The 23,123-nt window shown below is 41.4% G+C and carries 23 protein-coding genes; 3 read left to right on the forward strand and 20 right to left on the reverse strand.

What is annotated here, in order from left to right:
• Positions 1-2: 2 nt before the first annotated feature.
• The 3 genes from AAEY97_RS15080 to AAEY97_RS15090 form a co-directional block, all read right to left on the reverse strand.
• Positions 3-845, reverse strand: coding sequence for a PepSY domain-containing protein (locus AAEY97_RS15080; protein ID WP_350999811.1), 843 nt, complete (start codon positions 843-845; stop codon positions 3-5).
• Complete coding sequence (locus tag AAEY97_RS15085) at positions 803-1,333, reverse strand: FMN-binding protein (protein WP_101087336.1); 531 nt, start codon at positions 1,331-1,333, stop codon at positions 803-805. Before AAEY97_RS15085 ends, AAEY97_RS15080 begins: the two co-directional genes overlap by 43 nt.
• A 114-nt stretch (positions 1,334-1,447) precedes the next feature.
• Complete coding sequence (locus AAEY97_RS15090) at positions 1,448-2,623, reverse strand: porin (protein ID WP_350999742.1); 1,176 nt, start codon at positions 2,621-2,623, stop codon at positions 1,448-1,450.
• A 548-nt stretch (positions 2,624-3,171) separates the two neighbouring features.
• Here AAEY97_RS15090 and AAEY97_RS15095 point away from each other — a divergent pair.
• On the forward strand, positions 3,172-3,837 hold the full coding sequence (locus AAEY97_RS15095; RefSeq protein WP_335692765.1) for a class I SAM-dependent methyltransferase: 666 nt from the start codon (positions 3,172-3,174) through the stop codon (positions 3,835-3,837).
• Positions 3,838-4,336: 499 nt separating this feature from the next.
• Complete coding sequence (locus tag AAEY97_RS15100) at positions 4,337-5,530, forward strand: class I SAM-dependent rRNA methyltransferase (protein WP_350999746.1); 1,194 nt, start codon at positions 4,337-4,339, stop codon at positions 5,528-5,530.
• Between the two features lie 165 nt (positions 5,531-5,695).
• On the opposite strand, the gene AAEY97_RS15105 is transcribed toward AAEY97_RS15100, so the two are convergent.
• Positions 5,696-5,941, reverse strand: coding sequence for a DUF805 domain-containing protein (locus tag AAEY97_RS15105; RefSeq protein ID WP_350999814.1), 246 nt, complete (start codon positions 5,939-5,941; stop codon positions 5,696-5,698).
• A gap of 210 nt (positions 5,942-6,151) precedes the next feature.
• Here AAEY97_RS15105 and AAEY97_RS15110 point away from each other — a divergent pair, with 210 nt between their 5' ends.
• Complete coding sequence (locus AAEY97_RS15110; protein WP_162024236.1) at positions 6,152-6,649, forward strand: fasciclin domain-containing protein; 498 nt, start codon at positions 6,152-6,154, stop codon at positions 6,647-6,649.
• 416 nt (positions 6,650-7,065) lie between these two features.
• On the opposite strand, the gene glmS is transcribed toward AAEY97_RS15110, so the two are convergent.
• The 16 genes from glmS to mnmG all read right to left on the reverse strand — a co-directional run bounded on the left by glmS (position 7,066) and on the right by mnmG (position 22,888).
• On the reverse strand, positions 7,066-8,895 hold the full coding sequence (glmS, locus tag AAEY97_RS15115) for a glutamine--fructose-6-phosphate transaminase (isomerizing) (RefSeq protein ID WP_101087342.1): 1,830 nt from the start codon (positions 8,893-8,895) through the stop codon (positions 7,066-7,068).
• Between the two features lie 37 nt (positions 8,896-8,932).
• Positions 8,933-9,703, reverse strand: a complete 771-nt coding sequence (locus tag AAEY97_RS15120; protein ID WP_350999750.1) for a DeoR/GlpR family DNA-binding transcription regulator — start codon at positions 9,701-9,703, stop codon at positions 8,933-8,935.
• A 154-nt stretch (positions 9,704-9,857) separates the two neighbouring features.
• The gene (glmU, locus tag AAEY97_RS15125) at positions 9,858-11,222 is read right to left on the reverse strand and encodes a bifunctional UDP-N-acetylglucosamine diphosphorylase/glucosamine-1-phosphate N-acetyltransferase GlmU (RefSeq protein ID WP_335692772.1); all 1,365 of its coding nucleotides are present in this window, start codon (positions 11,220-11,222) and stop codon (positions 9,858-9,860) included.
• A 148-nt stretch (positions 11,223-11,370) separates the two neighbouring features.
• The gene (locus AAEY97_RS15130; RefSeq protein ID WP_101087345.1) at positions 11,371-11,799 is read right to left on the reverse strand and encodes a F0F1 ATP synthase subunit epsilon; all 429 of its coding nucleotides are present in this window, start codon (positions 11,797-11,799) and stop codon (positions 11,371-11,373) included.
• Between the two features lie 36 nt (positions 11,800-11,835).
• Positions 11,836-13,227, reverse strand: a complete 1,392-nt coding sequence (gene atpD, locus AAEY97_RS15135; protein ID WP_101087346.1) for a F0F1 ATP synthase subunit beta — start codon at positions 13,225-13,227, stop codon at positions 11,836-11,838.
• A 35-nt stretch (positions 13,228-13,262) separates the two neighbouring features.
• Entirely contained in the window at positions 13,263-14,123 is an 861-nt protein-coding gene (gene atpG / locus AAEY97_RS15140) for a F0F1 ATP synthase subunit gamma (RefSeq protein ID WP_101087347.1), read from the reverse strand.
• Positions 14,124-14,176: 53 nt separating this feature from the next.
• Positions 14,177-15,718, reverse strand: a complete 1,542-nt coding sequence (gene atpA, locus AAEY97_RS15145) for a F0F1 ATP synthase subunit alpha (protein ID WP_101087348.1) — start codon at positions 15,716-15,718, stop codon at positions 14,177-14,179.
• Positions 15,719-15,732: 14 nt separating this feature from the next.
• Positions 15,733-16,266, reverse strand: coding sequence for a F0F1 ATP synthase subunit delta (gene atpH, locus AAEY97_RS15150; protein ID WP_101087349.1), 534 nt, complete (start codon positions 16,264-16,266; stop codon positions 15,733-15,735).
• A gap of 16 nt (positions 16,267-16,282) precedes the next feature.
• Positions 16,283-16,753: a F0F1 ATP synthase subunit B gene (atpF, locus tag AAEY97_RS15155; RefSeq protein WP_101087350.1), complete on the reverse strand. Its 471-nt coding sequence runs from the start codon at positions 16,751-16,753 to the stop codon at positions 16,283-16,285.
• A 37-nt stretch (positions 16,754-16,790) separates the two neighbouring features.
• Positions 16,791-17,042 carry a F0F1 ATP synthase subunit C gene (gene atpE / locus AAEY97_RS15160; RefSeq protein WP_011639455.1) on the reverse strand — a complete coding sequence of 84 codons (252 nt, stop codon included), beginning with the start codon at positions 17,040-17,042 and terminating at the stop codon, positions 16,791-16,793.
• 65 nt (positions 17,043-17,107) lie between these two features.
• The gene (gene atpB / locus AAEY97_RS15165) at positions 17,108-17,902 is read right to left on the reverse strand and encodes a F0F1 ATP synthase subunit A (RefSeq protein WP_101087351.1); all 795 of its coding nucleotides are present in this window, start codon (positions 17,900-17,902) and stop codon (positions 17,108-17,110) included.
• 12 nt (positions 17,903-17,914) lie between these two features.
• Positions 17,915-18,298, reverse strand: coding sequence for an ATP synthase subunit I (locus AAEY97_RS15170; protein ID WP_101087392.1), 384 nt, complete (start codon positions 18,296-18,298; stop codon positions 17,915-17,917).
• 225 nt (positions 18,299-18,523) lie between these two features.
• Positions 18,524-19,405 carry a ParB/RepB/Spo0J family partition protein gene (locus AAEY97_RS15175; protein WP_101087352.1) on the reverse strand — a complete coding sequence of 294 codons (882 nt, stop codon included), beginning with the start codon at positions 19,403-19,405 and terminating at the stop codon, positions 18,524-18,526.
• A gap of 9 nt (positions 19,406-19,414) precedes the next feature.
• A complete protein-coding gene (locus AAEY97_RS15180; RefSeq protein WP_101087353.1) occupies positions 19,415-20,203 on the reverse strand; it encodes a ParA family protein in 789 nt (262 codons plus the stop codon).
• A 62-nt stretch (positions 20,204-20,265) separates the two neighbouring features.
• Positions 20,266-20,886, reverse strand: a complete 621-nt coding sequence (rsmG, locus tag AAEY97_RS15185) for a 16S rRNA (guanine(527)-N(7))-methyltransferase RsmG (protein WP_101087354.1) — start codon at positions 20,884-20,886, stop codon at positions 20,266-20,268.
• A gap of 112 nt (positions 20,887-20,998) precedes the next feature.
• Positions 20,999-22,888, reverse strand: a complete 1,890-nt coding sequence (mnmG, locus tag AAEY97_RS15190) for a tRNA uridine-5-carboxymethylaminomethyl(34) synthesis enzyme MnmG (RefSeq protein ID WP_101087355.1) — start codon at positions 22,886-22,888, stop codon at positions 20,999-21,001.
• Positions 22,889-23,123 lie beyond the last annotated feature (235 nt).

Genomic DNA, 23,123 nt, shown 5'->3' on the forward strand with positions numbered 1-23,123 from the left:
GATTATCTCGGTGGTTTTTGTTTTAACCAAATCCAAAAGCCGCTGAGAGATACCATTAGTAATGCTAGCGCGAATAAGTCCCACAGCCAAACCGTTAATGATCCAAATAAGCGACCACTATGCAGATCTAGCATTACGCGTTGCCAATGTAAGTTAGCGCTGCGCGCAAGATTAACAACCTCTTTATCCACAAATTTACTTTCACTCAGCCAAACAGGTGCTGTTAACGGCGCAATAGCTTGCCAATCGATGAGTTGCTCATCTGCTTGAAATACACCATTTTCAGTATTTAACCACACCCGGCCATCAACAATCGCTAGCGCTAACAAACCAGACGGAAGTCCGGTGCTGGCATTTTGAGTTTCTTGTAACTGACCAAGATCATTAAATAAATACAGTTGCTGTGCATCTATGGCCACCAGCATGTTACCGACATAGCTGGCACTAATTAAGGTCGCATTGGACTCTAAAATCATATGTTGGTTTTGCCACAATAGATTATCGGTAATATATAATGCAGTAGGTGCAACACCAAACTGAGCAACATAAGAAGGAGGAGCAATACCATAATAATCAAGCAACCACGACTGGGTAACCGGTGCTTGGTCTAAACCAAAATCATCACTGTGATTTATCGCTACGCCAGTCAGCACTAACAATAAGATAAATAACGCACTCGCTAATCCTAAGCGACGGTGCCAAGGACGAAGGGCTCGCAAAATCTTAAGTCTAAAACGGTTACGTCGAGATGTTTTTGTCACACTAACCTGCTTGAAATGATCCGCTAGAATTGAAACGTGGTTTATTGCACCACATGCGCATGAAGTAACAATGCAATGCGCGATAACTTAGTTAACGCTCTTACTGATAATGTTGCACCAGTAATCCCGTCTATATGCTTATCAAGCTGATGTTGGTCATCTAACTTGGCCAGCTTAAATTGGTCTGTAAAAAAATCATGACGAACCTCGTCACCGCGACTTTCACGATAAATTAGCACTTTAGTCCGCATAATTTGATGGTCTTTAATATGAATAGCCACCGTAATCGGCGATTCCTTGCCTATTTCGTCCATTATCCAAACGGTTTCATCATTGTGTAGCCAGTAACGCATACGCATTTTATTAAAACGATGGGCTAAAATAGCTTCTACGGCTTGTTTGAGATCATCATCTAACCACAACACTTTAGACTCGCCAGCATTGCCATTAAATGCTTGGCTAATAAAGGCGTCATTTGACTGATACTGTGTTGCTACAGCGCTAAATGCCGAAAAATAAACAGCTAACCCCATCATAAATAACATCAAATATGATCGTAATATTGCCTGCATATCAATCCTTAGCCAAGAACAAAAATAAGGGTGCCGACAATATACACTGTTGGCACCCAAAATTTTACCGATAATCTGTTTCATCGATGCGTGCTTTTACTGAATGCTCAGCAATTAGAACTGGTAACCAACACCTAGGTTGAAACCGTCTGAATCTGCAGCGCCACCAATGTTTTCGTAATCAGCTTTAAACACTACGTTTTCGTGTAACCAGTAGTTAACACCCACGTTGGTTTGTTTTTTCTTAGTATCGGCACTATCACCCGCATTGTTGTCCCACTCATTATAACGAGCAAACACACCAAACTGTTCATTAATGCGATAAGAAGGCTCAATATAGAAACCATTTTGCTTATCGCGACCTAATGCTTCAGCTTCTTTACCATCAATATCCCACTGGGCGAATAATGCCTTAACAGTGAAGTTTTCAATGCTGTAAATAGCGTGTGCTGTTAACAATGTAGCAGAAGCGCTATCAACACCAGCAGTCCCCTGAGTTAAGTCAGACTGATACTGAACCGTGGCAGCTAATTCTAAACCCGGTACTGCAGTGTATTTTACGCGGCCGGTATAAGCTAAATCTTCGCCTTTCGCTTCAGATACTTTTTGACGACCGTTACGGATTTTATAGCCTGAGCTTTCGTCCAAATACAAACCAGAAGTCACTGCAGTGTCAAAAGCTAAACCTGGAGCGGCTTTAATATTAAGATTTAAACCACCTTCCCACCATGTTGCAGGAATAATATCTTTTTCTACCGGGTTACGCTCAACACCGTAAAATACCGTTGGTTCGTGAGTTTCGTTGATAATACCTACTGGCATTAAGAATAGACCCGCTTTAGCGGTAAGCATCTCATTAAAATCGTGCTCGATATAAGCTTGCTCTAGCTCAACTTCGCCATTTTGACTCTCACCGGCAATTGAATGCTCAACTTCTAGTTCAGAGAAAAAACGAGTGGTGCTGTTAAACTCATGACCCACAAACAATACAAAACGGTGAAAATCGAATTCTTTTTTGTCGGTACCAGTTTGGTTATTGCTAATATTGTTATAGTGTAATTCACCATAACCACCAATAGTGGTAGCCGACTTACTTGATGCGGTCGCTTCTACTACATCTGCAGTAGTTTCTACACGCTTTTCAGTTTGCTCAAGACGCTTTTCAAGATCTTTAAGCACTTTCTGCTGCTGCTCAATAATCTGACGTAGTTCAGTCGTTTCGTCAGAAGCCATAGCTTGATTGCTAGCCAAAAGACTAAATAGTGTTGCAGCAATTAACGTTTTTTTCATATCTCATCCCGATTAGACAATGTAAACAACTACTGTGTTGTGTAAACCAATGTAAATTTTCGTGAATTATACATAACGAACATGTTAATGCAAACCATTATCATTAAGTTTGTGATACGCATGTCACATTATTAACAATCACAAATAACAGTGAAATGTCACAACAGATACAAATATTGATAAAAAGAGTTAACACTGATGACGGGCCAGAATGATGTTATAAATTGGTAGAAACGGGGTTTTATTGAAATACAAATAGAGGTGCTAATCTGGTGCCGGAGTGAGTAAAAACCAACTTTTCGCGCCGACATTATCAGTTATAGATGAGTTAATATCTGCACAGAACATTAATCCAACTGAGTTCCATCGAGCAGGTAAAAATACAATACTATAATGCTTTTAACAAAGATCTAAGTCTAACAAAACCTAACAGTTAGTTAAATACATTGCCTTTCTAACGAACTGCTATAACCTAACTAAAACCTCTTCGTTTTGTCATTTATTTGTCCTCGATAGCTGGCTGAGCGCTCAATTTTTGAGACGGCCCAATGACAGCTCTTCGTTTAAGCTACCAAACCGTTGAATTTGGTGACATAGATGTTCATCTATGCACCTTACGTAATAATCAAGAATTTTATGACCCTACAGGTGTTGCTGAAAAACTCGGAATATCCTCTGCAAGCTGGCCTATTTTTGGCATTGTATGGCCATCAAGCTTAGTGCTGGCAAACTATATGTTGGATTACAAAACCGAAGGTAAAAGAATTCTAGAAATAGGCTGTGGAATCGCATTATCAAGCTTACTCCTCAACGAAAAACATGCCGATATTACCGCAACCGACTATCACCCAGAAGTAGAGCAGTTCCTTAATCGAAATACAAAACTCAACAATGGTAAAAACATTGCTTTTGAGCGAGTAGATTGGGCCAATGACACCAGTAAGCTGGGACTTTTTGACGTCATCATTGGCAGCGATTTACTCTATGAAGATGAGCATGTGCAGTTATTGGCTTATTTTATTAAAAACCATGCCAGTAAAAAATGTGACGTCATCATTGTAGACCCCGGTAGAGGTAGAAAGAATAAACTCAGTGTAAAATTAGCTGAGTTCGGTTTCATCAGCAGCCATTTTAAACCAATACACACCGACTATTTAGCTCTACCCTTTAAAGGCTACATTCTGGTTTTTTCACGTGGTAATATCGTCACCTAATCAAGTATTATTGCCACTATCGAGTACGAGTAATCAGTGTGTTCAAATACTGGGATTCAGCAACGCCTGGCATAATTGCTACCGAATGCTTGTGGCGTTGTGTTTGACGGTTAGCAAAAGCATCACGTTAATCACTCGATCTAAAAACATCATCACAAATCTGTAGGCATATTTGATTGTGCATCAACCACCAGCACCGTTTAACCTCGCTATAACGCAACAAAATACCTTTAATGCTGGATGGAATAAACAATAATTACCGACTCAACCGCCAGAATCTACATTAACCACACCACACGAAGCCAACCATTTAATTATTTGTCAGGTTTTTAGGCTCAAAACAGGCTATGATCCCATTTTGTCGCCCCCTGGCTAATGCACTCAATTATTGAGGCATTACCCCAAGCCTATATTCAATTTCGATTAGGCTTATATGGCATCGTTATTAGATGCGCGATAACTCTTTTTACCCCTTTTATACTTTACATTAGGCAATACCATGGCTATCAGAATTAAACTTAAACCTGGCCGCGAGCGTTCATTAGAGCGTCGCCACCCTTGGATATTTTCCAATGGAATTCACAACGTCAATGGCGGAAAACCGCAAGCTGGTGACACTGTTGAAGTAGTGGCGCACGACGGGCATTGGCTCGGACGCGGTGCCTGGTCGCCAGAATCTCAAATCCAAGTGCGGATATGGACTTTCGACAAAGACGAAACTATCGATGCCGACTTCTTCGCCCGACGCATAAAAAGAGCCCAAACAGGACGTGATGATTTGATTCGCGAACAAGGTCTAACGGGTTATCGCTTAATTGCCGCTGAATCGGACGGTTTACCCGGTATTACCATAGACCGTTATGCCAACGTATTGGTTTGCCAACTGTTAAGCACTGGTGCTGAAAAATGGCGCGACACTATCGTTGAGCAACTGGTTCTTCAATATCCGGACTGCGCTGTCTATGAGCGTTCAGATGTCGACTCAAGAAAGAAAGAAGGCCTGACTCCGGTTGTAGGATTACTACACGGGGAGTTACCTGCTATGCCCGTCATCATCGAAGAAAACGGTATTAAGATTGCCGTCGATGTTGTTAAAGGTCATAAAACAGGTTTCTATCTGGATCAGCGTGACAACCGTGCTATGGCGGCTCGTTTCGTCAAGGGTAAGTCAGTACTTAACTGTTTCTGTTACACCGGTACTTTTGGCTTATATGCCGCCAAAGCAGGCGCTGCGAGTATTGAAAATGTCGATGTATCAACCTTAGCTCTACAAACTGCTCGCGATAATATGGCCATTAATAATCTTAATGATGACCATGTAAGCTATAACGAAGCTGACGTATTCAAATTACTACGCCAGTACCGAGATGAAGGTAAAACCTTTGATGTTATTGTTTTAGACCCGCCTAAATTTGCCGACAATAAGTCGCAACTCGATGGCGCATGTCGCGGTTATAAAGACATCAATATGATTGCGATGCAATTACTTAATCCAGGTGGAATATTACTGACGTTCTCGTGTTCAGGCTTAATGCAGTCAGACCTATTCCAAAAAGTGGTTGCCGATGCCGCACTTGATGCTAAGCGTGAAGTGCAATTTATTGAACGCATGCACCAAGCCAGCGATCACCCAATTAGCAGCGCATTCCCTGAAGGTTATTACCTGAAAGGACTCGTCGCTCGTGTTTGGTAATAGCTAAGTTTGACCAAATCAAAAAGGGAACAGTATCTGTTCCCTTTTTGTTGGGTAAAATAGCTGTAAGCTCTACGAAATCTTATGCCGATAATATCAGTCACACAATCAAAACGCGTTTAAGTCAAGATGAGTATTAGCCGCATCACGATATCTTGATCGGTTTTATGTTGGAACACCCAACTTAAGGTTAACACCGTAATCATTTACATCATGGCTGTCTTGAGCTAAGAAAACAATCAGAACAATTAAACCAATAATTGGGATTAATAGTATTAATTGCCACCAGCCAGAGCGGCCAGTGTCATGTAACCTTCTAGCTGCAATACTAAGACTTGGAACTAATAGCGCAAGACTCACTATCGCTGAAATGGTATCTAAACCAAGTACAGCTAAGACAATATTCAGAATGTCGACCCGTAAAAAAAATCCATGATAAATATCACCATCGTTATATCTTCCTGTCAGCTTTATGCAATTAGACTTATTTTAGTGATATTGACCCCCTAAGTGCACACAACGTCATCTCACAAGTTCATTGAAACAAAATTGATCTAGTTGATTAACTACTGCGTAACTAATGCTGAACTCAAAATGGTACACACCTAAAAGGAAGATAAAATGTTAAAGAAAATATCTACGATACTGACTCTTGTAGTGGCTAGTTTAGCGTTCTCATCTGTTTCTTATGCCGAACATCATGGTATGAAAAAAGACATTGTTGATGTAGCGGTTGAAAATGGCTCGTTTACCACTCTCGTAGCTGCAGTTAAAGCGGCAGGACTTGTTGAAACGCTGAAAGGCGAAGGTCCATTTACGGTATTTGCACCAACAGATGATGCATTTGCAAAGTTGCCTGAAGGCACTGTAGAAATGCTACTAAAACCAGAGAACAAAGATAAGCTTGTCGCGGTATTAACTTATCATGTTGTAGCTGGCAAAGTGTTAGCTGCTGATGTAGTTAAGCTAGATAGCGCAACAACAGTTGAAGGACAAACAGTTACCATTGAAGTAAAAGACGGTAATGTGATGGTAAACAATGCAAAAGTTATCATGACAGATGTTAACGCTAGCAACGGTGTCATCCACGTGATTGACACAGTGCTACTACCTAAGTAATTACTAAGCAATTACTAAGCAATTAATCACTGTCGGGGGCATAGGATACATTCCATGCCCCCGATTCTGTTGTGCTGAACGATTTAAGCCAGCACACAATAGTAACCAATCAATGCTTTGATAATACCTTGCTTGTGACGTAGTTAACTGGCTGCCGAGACAGCTTAATAGCCATATTTAAACAATCCTCAATAGCCTTCAACGACTCCAATAGTATCTTTAATTAGCTAAACCCCATTTAAAACTGGGGCGGCGATAATCTTCGTCGGGAATAAAATGCCCCTATCGAAATAGACAGATTTAACAACCAGACTATTAATGGTCAATTATCCCATTACGCTATAATATTATTTCACCCAATAAAAACGGCTTCCTAAGAAACCGTTTTTATTAAAATAAACAATTAAATCAAAATCTTATTCAACTGTAACTGATTTAGCCAAATTTCGTGGTTGGTCTACATCAGTACCTTTAATTAATGCCACATGATATGACAATAACTGTAATGGAATAGTGTAGATCAACGGTGCCATGAACTGATCACAATGTGGTACCTGGATAACTTTCATGGTGTCGTCTGATTCAAACTCAGCATCAACATCGGCAAACACATACATTAGTCCGCCACGAGCACGCACTTCTTCAACGTTCGATTTAAGCTTTTCGAGTAATTCATTGTTCGGTGCAACCACGATAACTGGCATATCTGCATCAATCAAAGCTAATGGACCGTGCTTTAACTCACCAGATGCGTAAGCTTCTGCGTGAATATATGAAATCTCTTTTAGCTTTAATGCCCCTTCCATCGCGATGGGGTATTGATCACCACGGCCTAAGAATAATGCATGTTGTTTGTCGGCAAAGTCTTCTGCTAATTCTGCAATTGCATCATTTAAGCCAAGCGCTTGTTCCACTTTAGCTGGCATTGATAACAAGCTTTGAGTAATAGCCGCTTCCATGTCGCTAGACATGCCATTATGACGGCCAATAACCGTTGTTAACATTAACAAGCCAGCTAGTTGAACGGTAAAGGCTTTAGTTGATGCAACACCAATTTCTACGCCAGCTTTCATCATGTAAGCCATGTCAGATTCACGTACTAACGATGAACCAGCTGAGTTACAAATAGTTAAGGTGGCTTTGTAGCCCATTTCTTTTGCTAGGCGCATTGCCGCTAAAGTATCAGCTGTTTCACCAGACTGTGAAATAGTCACTAACAAGCTATTTGGGAACAGGTGCGATTTGCGGTAGCGGAACTCAGATGCAATTTCGACATTACATGATACGCCAGCCCAATCTTCTAACCAGTAACGCGCGGCCATACCTGCATGATAACTGGTACCGCAGGCAATAATTTGCACGTGTTTAATGTCTTTTAAAAATTCAGCAGCATTTTCACCAAAAGCTGAATCTAAAACCTTACCCCCCGCAATACGACCTTCTAGAGTATGTGCAATGGCGGTTGGTTGCTCGTAAATCTCTTTCAGCATGTAGTGACGGTATTCACCTTTGTCACCGGCATCATGAGTCACTTCCGACTCTTTCATTTCGCGCTGAACTGCGTTGCCATTAACGTCAAAAATGTTAACTTCACGGCGCGTAATTTCAGCAACGTCACCTTCTTCTAAAAAGGCAAATGAACGTGTTACAGGTAACAGTGCTAGTTGATCAGAGGCAACAAAGTTTTCACCTAAACCGTAACCAATCACTAATGGGCTTCCGCTACGGGCAACAACCATGCGTTCGCTATCACGACGGTCGATAACAACTGTACCATAGGCACCTTCAAGCTGTTTTACTGTCGCTTGCACTGCCACTAATAATGTCGCAGCTGTCTTTAGTTCATGATGAACAAGGTGACAAATAACTTCGGTGTCGGTGTCTGATGAAAATACATAACCTAAACCTTTTAACATCTGGCGCAATTTACCGTGATTTTCAATAATACCGTTATGAACAACGGCAATATCACCTTCAGATAAATGTGGGTGTGCATTGCGTTCGCTTGGCTCACCATGAGTTGCCCAACGAGTATGGGCAATACCGGTGCCGCCGCTTAACGGTGCGGCATCAAGTGCAGACGACAACTCTTGTACTTTACCAACGCGGCGAGTACGGCTTAACTCACCTTGATGGATAACAGCAATGCCAGCTGAGTCATAACCACGGTATTCTAGACGACGTAAGCCCTCTACTAAAATTTCTGCAACATCCCTTTGCGCCACTGCGCCTACGATTCCACACATGTTAGTTGTTTCCTTTACTGTTTCAATTTAATTTTGTTTACTTAGTGTATGGCGCGAGTATGACTCTGACGCCATGCGCTGAAATAGTGCTAACGGCTTCTTGGGTGATGTTGTCGTCGGTAACTAAGACATTAACCACATCCCAAGGTAATTCTAGATTAGGGATCCGTCGGCCAATTTTAGTCGACTCTAATAACACCACGACTTCACGAGACATTTCAGCCATTACTTTACTTAAGCCGGTTAGTTCGTTAAATGTGGTGGTGCCACGATCGAGATCGATGCCGTCGGCACCGATAAAAAGTTGGTCAAAGTTATATGAACGTAATACTTGCTCTGCCACTTGGCCCTGAAAAGACTCTGAGTGAGGGTCCCAGGTGCCACCGGTCATCAATAATGTCGGCTCATTTTCAAGTTCATGAATGGCGTTTGCCAATTGCAATGAATTAGTCATCACCACCAAGCCGCGCTTGTCATTTAGCTGTTGCACAAGACCTGAAGTCGTACTGCCGCTGTCAATAATAATTCGGTTATGATCACGAATAAGCTCAGCGGCTTTAGCTGCAATAGCTTGCTTGTTTAAAGACAGTTTTTCATTGGTAATTTGAGTCATTTCTTGAGGTACAGGCACAGCCCCACCATAACGTCGTAACAATAGCCCATGAGTTTCAAGCATGGCTAAGTCTTTGCGAATAGTGACTTCTGAAGTGGCAAATAGATTTGCTAGCTCATCGACACTGACTTCGCCTTGTTCATTAACCAATTTAATAATCGAATGGCGACGTTGCTGGGTGTTACGTTTAGTCATTTAAATTAACTATCTTTCATATAAGTTTCGAAACGAAAGATATTTTAGCACCAAATGAAACTTTATCTAGAGCTTATCGCTCAAAAATTGAAATAAAAGTACAAAAAAAGCCTCTGACATATGCAGAGGCTTTTAGATTTTAGAATATTAAAGCTTATTTTTTTATTTTAACTGGCCGTTGCCAACCGGTAATATGACGCTGTTTAACGCGTGTAATCACCAGTTCATTTTCAGCAACATCTTTGGTTATAGTTGAGCCGGCACCTAACGTGGCATTTTTGCCTATGGTAACAGGCGCAACTAACTGGGTATCACTACCGACGAATACACCATCCTCAATAGTAGTAATAAACTTATTGGCACCGTCATAGTTACAGGTAATCGTACCGGCACCGATATTAACGCCTGCGCCAATTTGTGCATCGCCTAAATAAGCCAAGTGGCCTGCTTTTGAACCTTTACCTAATACACTCTTTTTAATTTCAACAAAGTTGCCTATATGAGCATCTTCTTTAAGCTCTGCCCCTGGGCGTAAGCGAGCAAAAGGTCCTGCGCTCGCAGCTTGTCCAAGCTTAGCGCCTTCAACGATAGTATAAGGTTTAATTTCGGCATTATCGGCAATGTCGCAATCAATCAAAATAGCACCAGCACCAATTGTGACGTTATTACCTAAGGTCACTTGACCTTGAAAAATAACGTTAACATCAATCATCACATCCATACCAACAGTCACGTTACCGCGAATATCAATACGGGCAGGGTCGCGTAAATTAGCGCCTTCAAGCATCATTTTTTCAGCAGCTCGAGCTTGGTAAGCTCGCTCTAACTGCGCAAGTTGTACGCGGTTATTAGCACCTTCAACTTCAATAGCTGATTGTGGTTGTGAGGTAGTAATTTCAACACCATCGGCATTAGCCATGGCGATAATGTCAGTTAAATAGTATTCGCCTTGAGCATTATTATTAGATAAACGATTTAACCATGCTTTTAACTGCTTACCGGGTACCGCCATAATGCCGGTATTCACTTCGTTAATGGCTAACTGCTCAGCATTAGCATCTTTTTGTTCAATAATTCCGACGACTTTACCCTGTTCACGAACGATACGACCATAACCTGTTGGATTAGGTAAATTGACCGTTAAGATAGCAAGACCATTAGCAGGACGAACGGCCAATAAAGCTTCTAAGGTCGATTGTTGAATTAGTGGCACATCACCATAAAGAATCAATACCGTGTCGTCGTCGTTAATATTTGGATTAGCTTGGGCAACGGCATGGCCCGTTCCCAGTTGCTCTGCTTGCAATACCCAATTTAATGCTTGCTCACCTAAAGCCGCTTGTAATTTATCTGCACCATAGCCATACACTAATTGAATAGCCGATGACCCTAAAGAATTGGCAGTATCAATAACATGTTGCACCATACTTTTATGGGCAATGGGATGCAGCACTTTAGGCAGATCTGAGCGCATCCGAGTTCCTTTTCCTGCAGCTAAGATCACAACATTTAACGACATTGAGCATTCCTTTAATGAACGGATAGAGATTTGCAGACATTTTAGCGGAATACGAACCAAAGTGAAAATAAAGGCGCTAAGTTAGCCAGTAATAGGCAATAAAAAAGGCGACTCGTAAGAGTCGCCTTTTAAGCGTCAAATAATCAGATTATCTGGTGATATTTTTCTTGATGCATTCAACAACACGTAATTGAGCCATAGATTTGGCTAATTCGATTGCAGCAGCTTCATAATTGAAGTCAGTGCCGGCATTAGCAATTGCTTGCTCTGCACGTTCTTTGGCTTCTAAAGCAGCTTTCTCATCAATATCATCGGCACGTAATGCTACATCAGCAAGCACTGAAATTGCAGTAGGTTGTACTTCAAGTAAACCACCTGATAAATACAACACTTCTTCACTGCCATCTTGCTTGATAAAGCGCGCCATACCAGGCTTGATTTTTGTCAGTAACGCAACATGGTTAGGCATAATACCTAACTCACCTTCAGCACCATTAACTTCTAAAAAGCTAACTTGGCCATGGAAGATGCTGTTTTCGGCACTAACAATATCAAGTTGGACTGTTTTGGCTGCCATCAAGTTCTCCTTAAAGAACTAAGCTTTACGGCCTAGTTATTTCTTTTTGTTAGCTTTTTCGACAGCTTCATCGATTGAGCCAACCATGTAGAACGCTTGCTCTGGGATGTGATCGAACTCACCTTCCAAGATACCCTTGAAGCCACGAATTGTGTCTTTAAGAGAAACGTACTTACCTGGAGAACCAGTGAAGACTTCTGCTACGAAGAAAGGTTGAGATAAGAAACGCTCAATCTTACGTGCTCGGAATACCATGGTTTTGTCATCATCTGACAATTCATCCATACCCAAGATAGCAATAATGTCTTTCAGCTCTTTATAACGCTGTAATACAGTTTGTACACCGTTTGCAACATCATAATGCTCTTGGCCAACAACCTGTGGATCTAACTGACGTGAAGTCGAATCCAATGGGTCAACCGCTGGGTAAATACCCAAAGATGCAATTTGACGAGACAATACAACAGTCGCATCTAAGTGAGCGAAGGTTGTTGCTGGTGACGGATCAGTTAAGTCATCCGCAGGTACATATACTGCTTGTACAGAAGTAATCGAACCAGACTTAGTTGAAGTGATACGTTCTTGAAGAACACCCATCTCTTCAGCTAGTGTTGGCTGATAACCTACTGCAGAAGGCATACGACCTAGTAGTGCAGATACTTCAGTACCCGCTAAGGTGTAACGGTAAATGTTGTCCACGAACAACAATACGTCACGACCTTCGTCACGGAACTTTTCAGCGATACTCAGGCCAGTTAACGCTACGCGTAAACGGTTACCTGGAGGCTCGTTCATCTGACCATAAACCATGGCTACTTTGTCTAATACGCCTGAATCTTCCATCTCGTAGTAGAAGTCGTTACCCTCACGGGTACGCTCACCAACACCAGCGAAAACAGAAAGACCAGAGTGAGCTTTAGCGATGTTGTTAATCAGTTCCATCATGTTGACTGTTTTACCAACACCAGCACCACCGAACAGACCGACTTTACCACCTTTAGCGAAAGGACAAACAAGGTCGATAACCTTGATACCCGTCTCTAATAGCTCAGTTGAATTTGACTGATCTTCGTATGAAGGGGCTGCACGGTGAATAACATAACGCTCTTCTTCACCAATAGGACCCGCTTCATCGATAGGCTCACCCAATACGTTCATAATACGGCCAAGGGTTGCAACCCCTACCGGAACAGTAATTGGTGAACCTGAGTTTGCTACCTCTAGACCACGACGCAGACCATCAGAAGAACCCATAGCGATGGTACGAACAACACCACCACCTAGTTGCTGCTGAACTTCCAGCACCAAACCATTACAGGCGCCTTCACCAGTGATCTTCAGAGCGTCATATACTCGAGGTACAGAATCTTGTGGAAACTCTACGTCCACAACCGCGCCAATTACTTGGACAACAGTACCTGTGCTCATGATTAATCCTCTAAACTTGATTTCGTTACCTAAACCTAAACCGCTGCAGCGCCTGATACAATTTCCGACAGTTCTTGCGTAATCGCAGCCTGACGGGCCTTGTTATAGACGAGTTGCAAATCATCGATCATTTCGCCAGCGTTGTCTGTTGCCGCCTTCATAGCTACCATACGGGCAGCTTGTTCAGAGGCAATATTCTCAACAACACCTTGATATACTTGAGACTCTACATAACGAGTTAACAATAGATCTAAAACTTCTTTTGGATCTGGCTCGTAAATATAATCCCAAGGATAACTAGCTACTTCTTCATCTGACTTAGGTAAAGGTAGCAGCTGTTCGATCACCGGAGTCTGGGTCATTGTATTAACAAACTTGTTAAACACAATGTACAGACGATCCAATTTACCTTCGTTGTAAGCTTTTAACATGACACGTACTGTGCCAATCAAATCAACAAGTTTTGGCGCATCGCCTAAACCTGATGCATGGGCGGAAACTTCACCACCAAAGCTTTTAAAAAACTGAACAGAACGGGCACCAATTGGGCAAAACTCAACGTCTGCACCTTGTTCTTTCCATTTTTTAACGTCTGACACAACCTTTTTAAAGAGGTTGACGTTCAAACCACCACAAAGGCCACGGTCGGTTGCTACAACAATGTAACCAACCCGCTTGGCATCTCTCACCTCTAAATAGGGGTGTTTATACTCGAGAGTACCTTGCGCTACGTGACCGATCACCTTACGCATATTTTCTGCATATGGACGGCTAGCTGCCATGCGTTCTTGCGCTCTGCGCATTTTGCTGGCGGCAACCATTTCCATAGCGGAAGTGATCTTCTGAGTATTTTTAACACTCGCGATCTTGGTTTTAATCTCTTTAGCGCTGGCCATCTCTACTCTCCAATCTGGGACCTGAGGTGCCTAATGACACCCCGTGTTCATTATTACCAGGTTTGGGTTTCAATGAACTTGTCCATGCCTGCCTTTAACTCACCTTCGATATCAGCGTTATAATCGCCAGTAGCATTGATGGTGTTCATTAGGTCAGCATGTTGACTGTTCATGTATGAAAGCAGAGAGGCCTCGAAGCGACCGATTTCATTTAAAGCAACACCTTTAAGGTAGCCTTTTTCAGCTGCGAAAATAGACACAGACTGGGCAGCAACGCTCATAGGAGCATATTGCTTTTGCTTCATTAATTCGGTTACACGCTCACCATGCTCAAGTTGAGCACGAGTTGCATCATCTAAATCAGACGCAAACTGTGAGAACGCAGCAAGCTCTCGATACTGTGCAAGTGCAGTACGAATACCGCCAGACAGTTTCTTGATGATTTTAGTCTGCGCAGCACCACCAACACGAGAAACTGAAATACCTGGGTTAACTGCTGGACGTAGTCCAGAGTTAAACAAATCAGTCTCAAGGAAGATTTGACCATCTGTAATAGAAATTACGTTAGTCGGTACGAACGCTGATACATCACCAGCTTGGGTTTCAATAATAGGCAAAGCGGTTAACGAACCGGTTTTACCTGTTACTGCACCTTTAGTGAACTTTTCTACATAATTCACGTTTACGCGTGAAGCACGCTCTAATAAACGAGAGTGTAGATAAAAAACATCACCTGGGTATGCTTCACGTCCTGGTGGACGCTTTAATAGTAGTGAAATTTGACGATAAGCAACTGCTTGCTTAGACAAATCATCATATACGATTAAAGAATCTTCACCGCGGTCACGGAAGTATTCACCCATAGAACAACCAGAATATGGCGCTAAATATTGTAGTGCGGCAGCTTCAGAAGCTGAGGCAACAACAACAATAGTGTTAGCTAATGCACCATGTTCTTCAAGCTTGCGTACTACGTTAGCGATGGTAGAAGCTTTCTGACCAATAGCTACATAGACACACTTAATGCCTGACTCTTTCTGGTTGATAATTGCATCGATTGCCATCGCTGTTTTACCAGTCTGACGGTCACCAATAATCAATTCACGTTGACCACGACCAATAGGGATCATGGCATCAACGGCTTTATAACCAGTTTGAATTGGTTGTGATACTGACTTACGTTCAATAACACCTGGGGCAATCACTTCAACAGGAGAGAAACCATCGTTGTCGATAGGTCCTTTTCCGTCAATAGGCTCACCTAGAGTGTTAACAACGCGGCCAAGTAGACCACGACCCACCGGTACTTCAAGAATACGACCAGTGGTTCTTACTTTATCGCCTTCTGCTAAATTAGCATAAGGCCCCATTACTACGGCGCCGACAGAATCACGTTCTAAATTCAACGCGATTGCAAAACAGCCACCAGGCAGTTCGATCATTTCACCTTGCATTACATCGGCTAGGCCGTTAATGCGAATGATGCCGTCACTTACTGCAACGATTGTACCTTCGTTGCGAGCTTCACTAACGACGTCGAACTGCTGGATCCGCTGCTTAATCAGATCGCTGATTTCAGTGGAATTCAGTTGCATGCTCAAACTCCCAATTACGACTGCAGCTTTTCAGACAAACGCGATAACTTACCGCTTACCGAGCCATCAATGACTAGGTCGCCTGATTTAATAATTACACCGCCAATAAGCGATGCGTCGATGCTGCAATTCAGCTTAACTTTGCGTGCGAGACGTTTCTCTAAAGAAACACTAATTTGCTGCTGTTGCTCAGAGCTTAGCTCAGTAGCAGAAACCACATCGGCTTCAACTTCTTTTGCCCACTCATTACGGTATTCAGCAAAAAGTAGCGATACTGTTGACAGTATCCCTAAACGACCGTTTTCAGCCATTACCTTTATCAGGTTTTGACCTTGCTCATTGACTTGCTCACCGCATACTTTTATAAAAAGTGAGGCAAGTTGTGTACTCGCGAGAGTACCATTAAGCAGTGGCTTTATTGATTCGTTTTCACTTACCAATGAAGCGAAAGTTAACATTTCTGTCCAACTTTCTACTGCTTTATGCTCAACAGCAAAATCAAAAGCTGCCTTTGCGTAAGGGCGAGCGATGGTGCTTAATTCAGCCATAACTCAACTCCCTTAATCAAATTTCAGCAACAAGTTTATTAACTATGTCACTGTGGGCTTCTGGATCTATCACGCGTTCAAGAATTTTCTCTGCACCAGCGATAGCTAGTAGAGCAACTTGCTTACGCAAATCATCTTTCACGCGATTACGTTCGTTTTCAATTTCTGCTTGACCCTGAGCGATAATTTTAGCTCGCTCAGTTTGCGCTTCAACTTTAGCTTCTTCAACGATTTGAGCCTTACGCTTATTAGCTTGCTCAATAATTTCGTTGGCAGTTACTTTTGCTTCTTTTAGTTGCTCAGTAGCTTTAATTTGTGCTAACTCTAGATCTTTTGCTGCACGGCCGGCATCAGCCAGACCATCAGCAATTTTCTTCTGGCGTTCTTCGATGGCATTCATCAACGGAGGCCATACAAACTTCATGCAAAACCACACGAAGAGAATAAAGGCAACCGTCTGACCGAATAGGGTAGCGTTGAAATTCACAACAGCCTCCTAGTTAGATTAAAGACAGAAGCGTTAGTTAAAGCATTGCACCCAATGGGTTAGTAAATAGCATAAATAGCGCAATACCTACACCAATCATAGTTACGGCATCTAGAAGACCCGCTACGATGAACATTTTAACTTGTAACATAGGCGCCATTTCTGGCTGACGAGCTGCACCTTCTAAAAACTTTCCACCTAAAAGGCCGAAACCAATAGCTGTTCCTAATGCACCCATACCAATGAGTAGAGCAACAGCAATTGCCGTCATTCCTAATACAGTTTCCATATCTATCTCCAATATTCTAAATCGTTGTTATTAATGATTTAGGTCAAAAAAATTTTCGGTTACCCTTAGTGATCTTCATGCGCCATGCTTAAATAAACAATGGTCAACATCATGAAAATAAATGCTTGTAAAGTAATAACTAAAATATGGAAAATTAACCAACCTAGTTGTAATCCTACACCTAGAGCAGATAACGCCACGTTAGAACCGTACATCAATGCAATAAGGATAAATATCAACTCACCAGCGTACAAGTTACCAAATAGTCGTAGAGCCAATGAAATCGGCTTCGCAACTAAAGTTACTGTTTCTAATAATAAGTTGACGGGTATCATTGCCCAATGGTTAAAAGGCTGAAATGTTAGTTCTTTAACAAAACCTGAAACACCTTTGACTTTAATGCTGTAATAAATAATCAGCACAAACACACCAAGAGCTAAGCTGAAGGTAATGTTAACGTCTGTAGTCGGGACAACTTTTAGGTATGGAACACCAGCTAATAAAGCCAGTGAAGGTAACCAATCGACTGGGATCATATCCATGAAGTTCATCATGAAAATCCAGACGAAAATTGTCAGAGCTAAAGGCGCAATAACAGGATTGCGGCCGTGAAAAGTTTCTTTCACACTGCTATCAACGAACTCAACAATCATCTCGACAAAACATTGAAATTTGCCAGGAACGCCTGTGGTCGCTTTTTTGCCGGCACGGTAAAACAGCCATAAGAACAACATTCCAAGCCCAACCGAAAAGAGCAACGAATCAATGTTCCAAGTCCAAAATCCTTCACCAACTGTTAGATTGGTAAGGTGATGTTGGATATAGCTCTGCTGTGTCATTTCTTCACCAGTTGCAGACATGATTCATCCCACTTAACTTTGCTTGAAATATAAAGGTGCTATCCAATGTACAACTAACACTAATGAGTAACAGGTAAAAAGCGGCATAAATCCAACTTTTATATTGATAAACACTAACGAAAATAATGCAATGGTTAATAGCATCTTTACCGCTTCCCCCCAGTAAAAGCTTTTAATCACTTTTGCTGCAGAGCTTGCCCCACTATGTGAGAAAGCTAGGGTTGCGAATACAAAATTAGGAAGTACAGCAATTACGCCACCTGCTAGCGCAGATAGGCCATACTGTGCTCCCCACATAACGAAAAATAGTGTTGAAATAATACACGCGACTGTAGCTTGTACCAGCACTAATTTATAGGCTGCTAACCTGCCACGACGCGCTAAAACATTACCCAACTTCATATCTCCGCATTATTGCCTTTCGCGGTCCTAATGTTAAATTTAATATATTAAACTAGCCTTAAGATTCAAAAAGCCTGCAAAGTATACCTTTTCGCGCTTTGTTTGCAACTTTGATGATAGTAAAACAACGATTTTACGCACGATTCAGCGCTAAATAATCAAAAACTAAAATTAGAGCTATGTCACAAACTTACTAATGAAATTGGTTTGTTGCACATTTCAGCGGATTTTACTTAAAATTCCGTCTAATTCAGCTAGATTCTGGTAATTTATTACAATTTTGCCTTTACCTTTACTGCCATGATTGATTGCAACCTTGGCACCGAGTCTTTCAATTAACTCTTGTTCTAAACGACTAACATCATGATCTTTAGCTGGTGTTTCGGCGTCTTTAGCCGGATTTAGGGCTTTATTAACTAATCGTTCAGTTTCTCGAACAGTCATTTCTTTTGAGGCCACTAATCGAGCTAAATTAGTCTGTTCATCGCCTTCTACCGCCAATAAAGCCCGCGCGTGGCCCATGTCGATATCACCATTTTCCAACAAACGTTTAACAGGCTCATTAAGGCTATTTAAACGCAATAAATTAGACACACTAACACGGGATTTACCAACTGCATCAGCCACTTGTTGATGAGTTAATTCAAATTCTTCTAATAATCGTTGCAAGGCAATGGCTTCTTCCATTGCATTTAAATCTTCACGTTGAATATTCTCAATTAGCGCGATAGCGACCGCAGCATCATCAGCTACTTGCTTTACAATACACGGTACTTTATCAAGTTTGGCTAGTTGAGCTGCACGCCAACGACGTTCACCGGCAATAATTTCATAATTAGTTGCAGATATTTTACGAATAATAATAGGTTGTATAACACCTTGAGCACGAATTGATTCAGCTAGCTCTTCTAGTGCTTCTGGCGACATATCTTTACGTGGTTGATATTTACCTGGTTGTAATAAATCAAGATCAAGGTGTAGTAAGTCATTTAACGTTGCAGATTGCTGCTCTTCTACTTGATCATTTTTACGACTAGCAGTATTACTGTGGCTTAATAAGGCATCCAAGCCTTTACCTAAACCGCGTTTTTTTATGGTCATTTTTGTATCCTACGCTTGTTTGGGTTGAGTTTGCTGTTCTGCACGACGGATTATTTCACCTGCCAGGGCTAAATAGGCTTTAGCTCCGGCACTTGATTTGTCGTAATACATGGCAGGTGCACCAAAACTAGGTGCTTCAGCTAAACGAACATTTCGCGGTATCACAGTGCGATACACTTTCTCACCAAAATGCTGTTTGAGTTGATCAGATACATCATTAGATAAACGATTTCGCGGATCATACATAGTCCGCAAAATGCCTTCTATGCTTAATGTAGGGTTAACCATGGCGCCTAACTTTGTAATAGTGTCAATTAACGCCGTTAAGCCTTCTAAGGCATAATATTCGCATTGCATTGGCACGAGTACAGAATCAGCAGCCGACATGGCATTTACAGTTAACATATTGAGTGATGGCGGGCAGTCAATAAAGATAAAGTCATAATCATCTTTGATCGGTGCTAATGCGTTGCGCAAACGGATCTCACGTGCATAAAATTCCATTAATTTAATTTCAGCAGCAGTGACATCACCATTACCCGCGATCAAATCATATTTACCTATGGTATTTTTAATGACTATTTCGGCAAAGGGTTTTTCTTCGACTAATAATTCATAAGCGGTGTTATCGACTTCATATTTATCGACACCACTGCCCATAGTCGCATTACCTTGAGGATCTAAATCGATCAACAACACTTTACGCTTTGTGGCGGCAAGTGATGCGGCTAAATTAACGCAAGTTGTTGTTTTTCCAACGCCACCTTTCTGGTTGGCTACGGCAATGATTTTACCCACAATGTCATCCTGTCTTAAAGTTATTGATGTCCGGTTAGCTTAATTAGCGAAAGAAATGCGAGTTATTGCTTAGCAATTTTTAATAAATGTCGCTGTTCATCTAACGTTGGTACATGCAATACAATGGTTTCTACCAACAAAAATCCTGTTGGCATATCTTGTAATTCTTGCTGATTTAACTGGCCTTTTAACGCATAAAAAGTGCCTTTCTCAGTCGGTAAATGATGACACCAACTGAGCATATCTTGAATAGATGCAAATGCTCGACTTAACACACCATCAAATTTAATCTCTGGGTTATAAGCTTCAACACGGCTTTCTACCGAGGTAATATTATTAATTTTTAATTCAAATTGAACCTGTTTTTGAAAACGGATCCGTTTACCTAAACTGTCTAACAACACAAACTGCTTATCTGGATTCATAATCGCTAATGGGATCCCGGGTAAACCAGGGCCAGTTCCCACATCGATAAAACGTTGTCCTTCAAGATAAGGAGAAACGGTTAAACTGTCCATAACATGACGGATTAACATTTGCTCAGGATCACGAACGGCGGTGAGATTATAAGCCTTATTCCATTTATCAAGCATTTCAACAAAACCTATTAATTGTTTTTGTTGTAATTCAGTGGCCGACATATTCATTTCAGCTAAATAGGTTTTAAGTTGGGCAGATAACACAGAAAGCCTCGTAGGTTGCATGATAAAGACGGCAGTTATTATGAAGCCGTAAAAGCACTAAGGGAAGCCTTATGGCTTCCCTTGTGGTATTGAGTTGAAAAAATAACTATATTTATGCGATTTTTCGCAATAAACCTCGTTTTTTCAAATGTACTAGCAAAATTGAGATCGCTGCAGGAGTAATGCCTGAGATCCGTGATGCTTGTCCAACTGTGTCAGGTTTATGATTATTGAGTTTTGCGATCACTTCATTTGATAAACCTGGCACTTCTTGATAATCCAGATCAAGTGGCAATAATGAGTTTTCATGACGGATCGCTTTATCAATTTCATCTTGCTGACGCTGAATGTAACCAGAGTACTTAACTTGAATTTGTACTTGTTCAGCTGCTTGTTGATCTTCAAGTCCAGGACCAAAACCCTCTAATGACATAAGCTTTGCATAATCCATTTCAGGACGGCGTAGCAAGTCTTCAAATGATGCTTCACGTGAAATAGGGGTGTTTAATTGTGGATTAAGTACCCCTAATAAAGCTGAATTTGGGTGAACCCATTGGCTGCGCAAGCGCTGAAGTTCTAATTCGATCGATTCTCTTTTGGCAATAAATGATTCCCATCGCTTATCATCAACTAAGCCTAATTCACGGCCTTTTTCAGTCAAACGTAAATCGGCATTATCTTCACGAAGTAATAAACGATATTCCGCACGGCTGGTAAACATGCGGTACGGTTCTTTTGTACCTAAGGTTGATAAATCGTCAACTAAAACACCTAAATAAGCTTCATCACGGCGAGGACACCAAGCTGCTTTGCCTTGAACTTGCAGTGATGCATTCATTCCAGCAAGTAAACCTTGAGCTCCGGCCTCTTCATAACCAGTCGTACCGTTAATTTGACCAGCGAAATAAAGTCCTTCGATGGCTTTAGTTTCTAATGAGTTTTTAAGATCACGTGGATCAAAGTAATCATATTCAATAGCATAGCCAGGACGCATAATTTCAGCGTTTTCCATGCCTTTAATTGAACGGACTAAATTTAACTGTACGTCAAACGGTAAACTTGTTGAGATACCGTTTGGATAAATTTCATTAGTGCTTAGGCCTTCAGGCTCAATAAATATCTGATGTGATGATTTATCTGCAAAACGGTGGATCTTGTCTTCGATAGACGGACAATAACGCGGTCCAATCCCTTCTATAACACCTGAATACATAGGGCTACGATCAAGTCCTCCACGAATAATATCGTGGGTTTTCTCATTGGTATGAGTGATAAAACATGAAACTTGTCTTGGATGCTGACTAACATCACCAACAAATGACATTACTGGCAGTGGTGTGTCACCTTTTTGCTCAGTCATTTGTGTAAAATCAATGGTATTAGCATCGATACGTGGTGGTGTCCCAGTTTTTAAACGGCCAACACGGATATTTAATTCACGTAATCTATTCGCTAATGCAATTGCCGGTGGATCACCTGCGCGACCACCACTGTAATTCTGCATACCAATATGGATTTTACCACTTAAGAATGTACCCGTTGTTAATACAATTGCTGGTGCTTCGAAAGCTAAACCCATTTGTGTTACTACACCAACAACTTTATCGCTTTCAACAACTAGGTCGTCAACAGCCTGTTGGAATATACGTAAATTAGGTTGATTTTGTAATATATGTTGGATTTTTTGACGATACAGCGCTCTGTCTGCCTGGGCACGTGTTGCACGAACGGCAGGACCTTTGCTTGAATTTAATGTTCTAAATTGAATACCTGCAAAGTCAGTGGCGGTTGCCATTGCTCCACCTAAGGCGTCAATTTCTTTTACCAAGTGGCCTTTACCAATCCCGCCTATAGCAGGATTACAAGACATTTGGCCAAGTGTGTCGATGTTATGGGTCAACAATAATGTTTTTGAGCCCATTCTTGCAGCTGCAAGTGCTGCTTCAGTTCCGGCATGACCACCACCAACAACAATTACATCAAACCGTTCATGAAAATGCATTATCTGACCTTTGATAGCTAAGAAAGTTAAATTCGAATTTATTCTTTTTTCGATTGGATCATTTTAGCACTTGCTCGTCTGAACGTGAACGATCATTTTCCATTGATTGATCAAGATGCGGTTTGCTTAATAGATCTTAAGATCTTTATATAGATCTTTTTATTATGTTTATTATTAGGATCTGACTTTTCTGTTGATAACTTTTATTTCTGTTTAAAATCATACGGTAAAGTTA

Source organism: Shewanella sp. TB7-MNA-CIBAN-0143 (assembly GCF_040310065.1).
In the GTDB taxonomy this organism is placed as follows: domain Bacteria; phylum Pseudomonadota; class Gammaproteobacteria; order Enterobacterales; family Shewanellaceae; genus Shewanella.

What these genes read in the sequence shown, in the direction of transcription:
- AAEY97_RS15085 (WP_101087336.1), bottom strand. Translation starts at nt 1,333, where the DNA reads ATGCAGGCAATATTACGATCATATTTGATGTTATTTATGATGGGGTTA.
- AAEY97_RS15090 (WP_350999742.1), bottom strand. Translation starts at nt 2,623, where the DNA reads ATGAAAAAAACGTTAATTGCTGCAACACTATTTAGTCTTTTGGCTAGC.
- AAEY97_RS15095 (WP_335692765.1), top strand. Translation starts at nt 3,172, where the DNA reads ATGACAGCTCTTCGTTTAAGCTACCAAACCGTTGAATTTGGTGACATA.
- AAEY97_RS15100 (WP_350999746.1), top strand. Translation starts at nt 4,337, where the DNA reads ATGGCTATCAGAATTAAACTTAAACCTGGCCGCGAGCGTTCATTAGAG.
- AAEY97_RS15110 (WP_162024236.1), top strand. Translation starts at nt 6,152, where the DNA reads ATGTTAAAGAAAATATCTACGATACTGACTCTTGTAGTGGCTAGTTTA.
- glmS (WP_101087342.1), bottom strand. Translation starts at nt 8,895, where the DNA reads ATGTGTGGAATCGTAGGCGCAGTGGCGCAAAGGGATGTTGCAGAAATT.
- AAEY97_RS15120 (WP_350999750.1), bottom strand. Translation starts at nt 9,703, where the DNA reads ATGACTAAACGTAACACCCAGCAACGTCGCCATTCGATTATTAAATTG.
- glmU (WP_335692772.1), bottom strand. Translation starts at nt 11,222, where the DNA reads ATGTCGTTAAATGTTGTGATCTTAGCTGCAGGAAAAGGAACTCGGATG.
- AAEY97_RS15130 (WP_101087345.1), bottom strand. Translation starts at nt 11,799, where the DNA reads ATGGCAGCCAAAACAGTCCAACTTGATATTGTTAGTGCCGAAAACAGC.
- atpD (WP_101087346.1), bottom strand. Translation starts at nt 13,227, where the DNA reads ATGAGCACAGGTACTGTTGTCCAAGTAATTGGCGCGGTTGTGGACGTA.
- atpG (WP_101087347.1), bottom strand. Translation starts at nt 14,123, where the DNA reads ATGGCCAGCGCTAAAGAGATTAAAACCAAGATCGCGAGTGTTAAAAAT.
- atpA (WP_101087348.1), bottom strand. Translation starts at nt 15,718, where the DNA reads ATGCAACTGAATTCCACTGAAATCAGCGATCTGATTAAGCAGCGGATC.
- atpH (WP_101087349.1), bottom strand. Translation starts at nt 16,266, where the DNA reads ATGGCTGAATTAAGCACCATCGCTCGCCCTTACGCAAAGGCAGCTTTT.
- atpE (WP_011639455.1), bottom strand. Translation starts at nt 17,042, where the DNA reads ATGGAAACTGTATTAGGAATGACGGCAATTGCTGTTGCTCTACTCATT.
- atpB (WP_101087351.1), bottom strand. Translation starts at nt 17,902, where the DNA reads ATGTCTGCAACTGGTGAAGAAATGACACAGCAGAGCTATATCCAACAT.
- AAEY97_RS15175 (WP_101087352.1), bottom strand. Translation starts at nt 19,405, where the DNA reads ATGACCATAAAAAAACGCGGTTTAGGTAAAGGCTTGGATGCCTTATTA.
- mnmG (WP_101087355.1), bottom strand. Translation starts at nt 22,888, where the DNA reads ATGCATTTTCATGAACGGTTTGATGTAATTGTTGTTGGTGGTGGTCAT.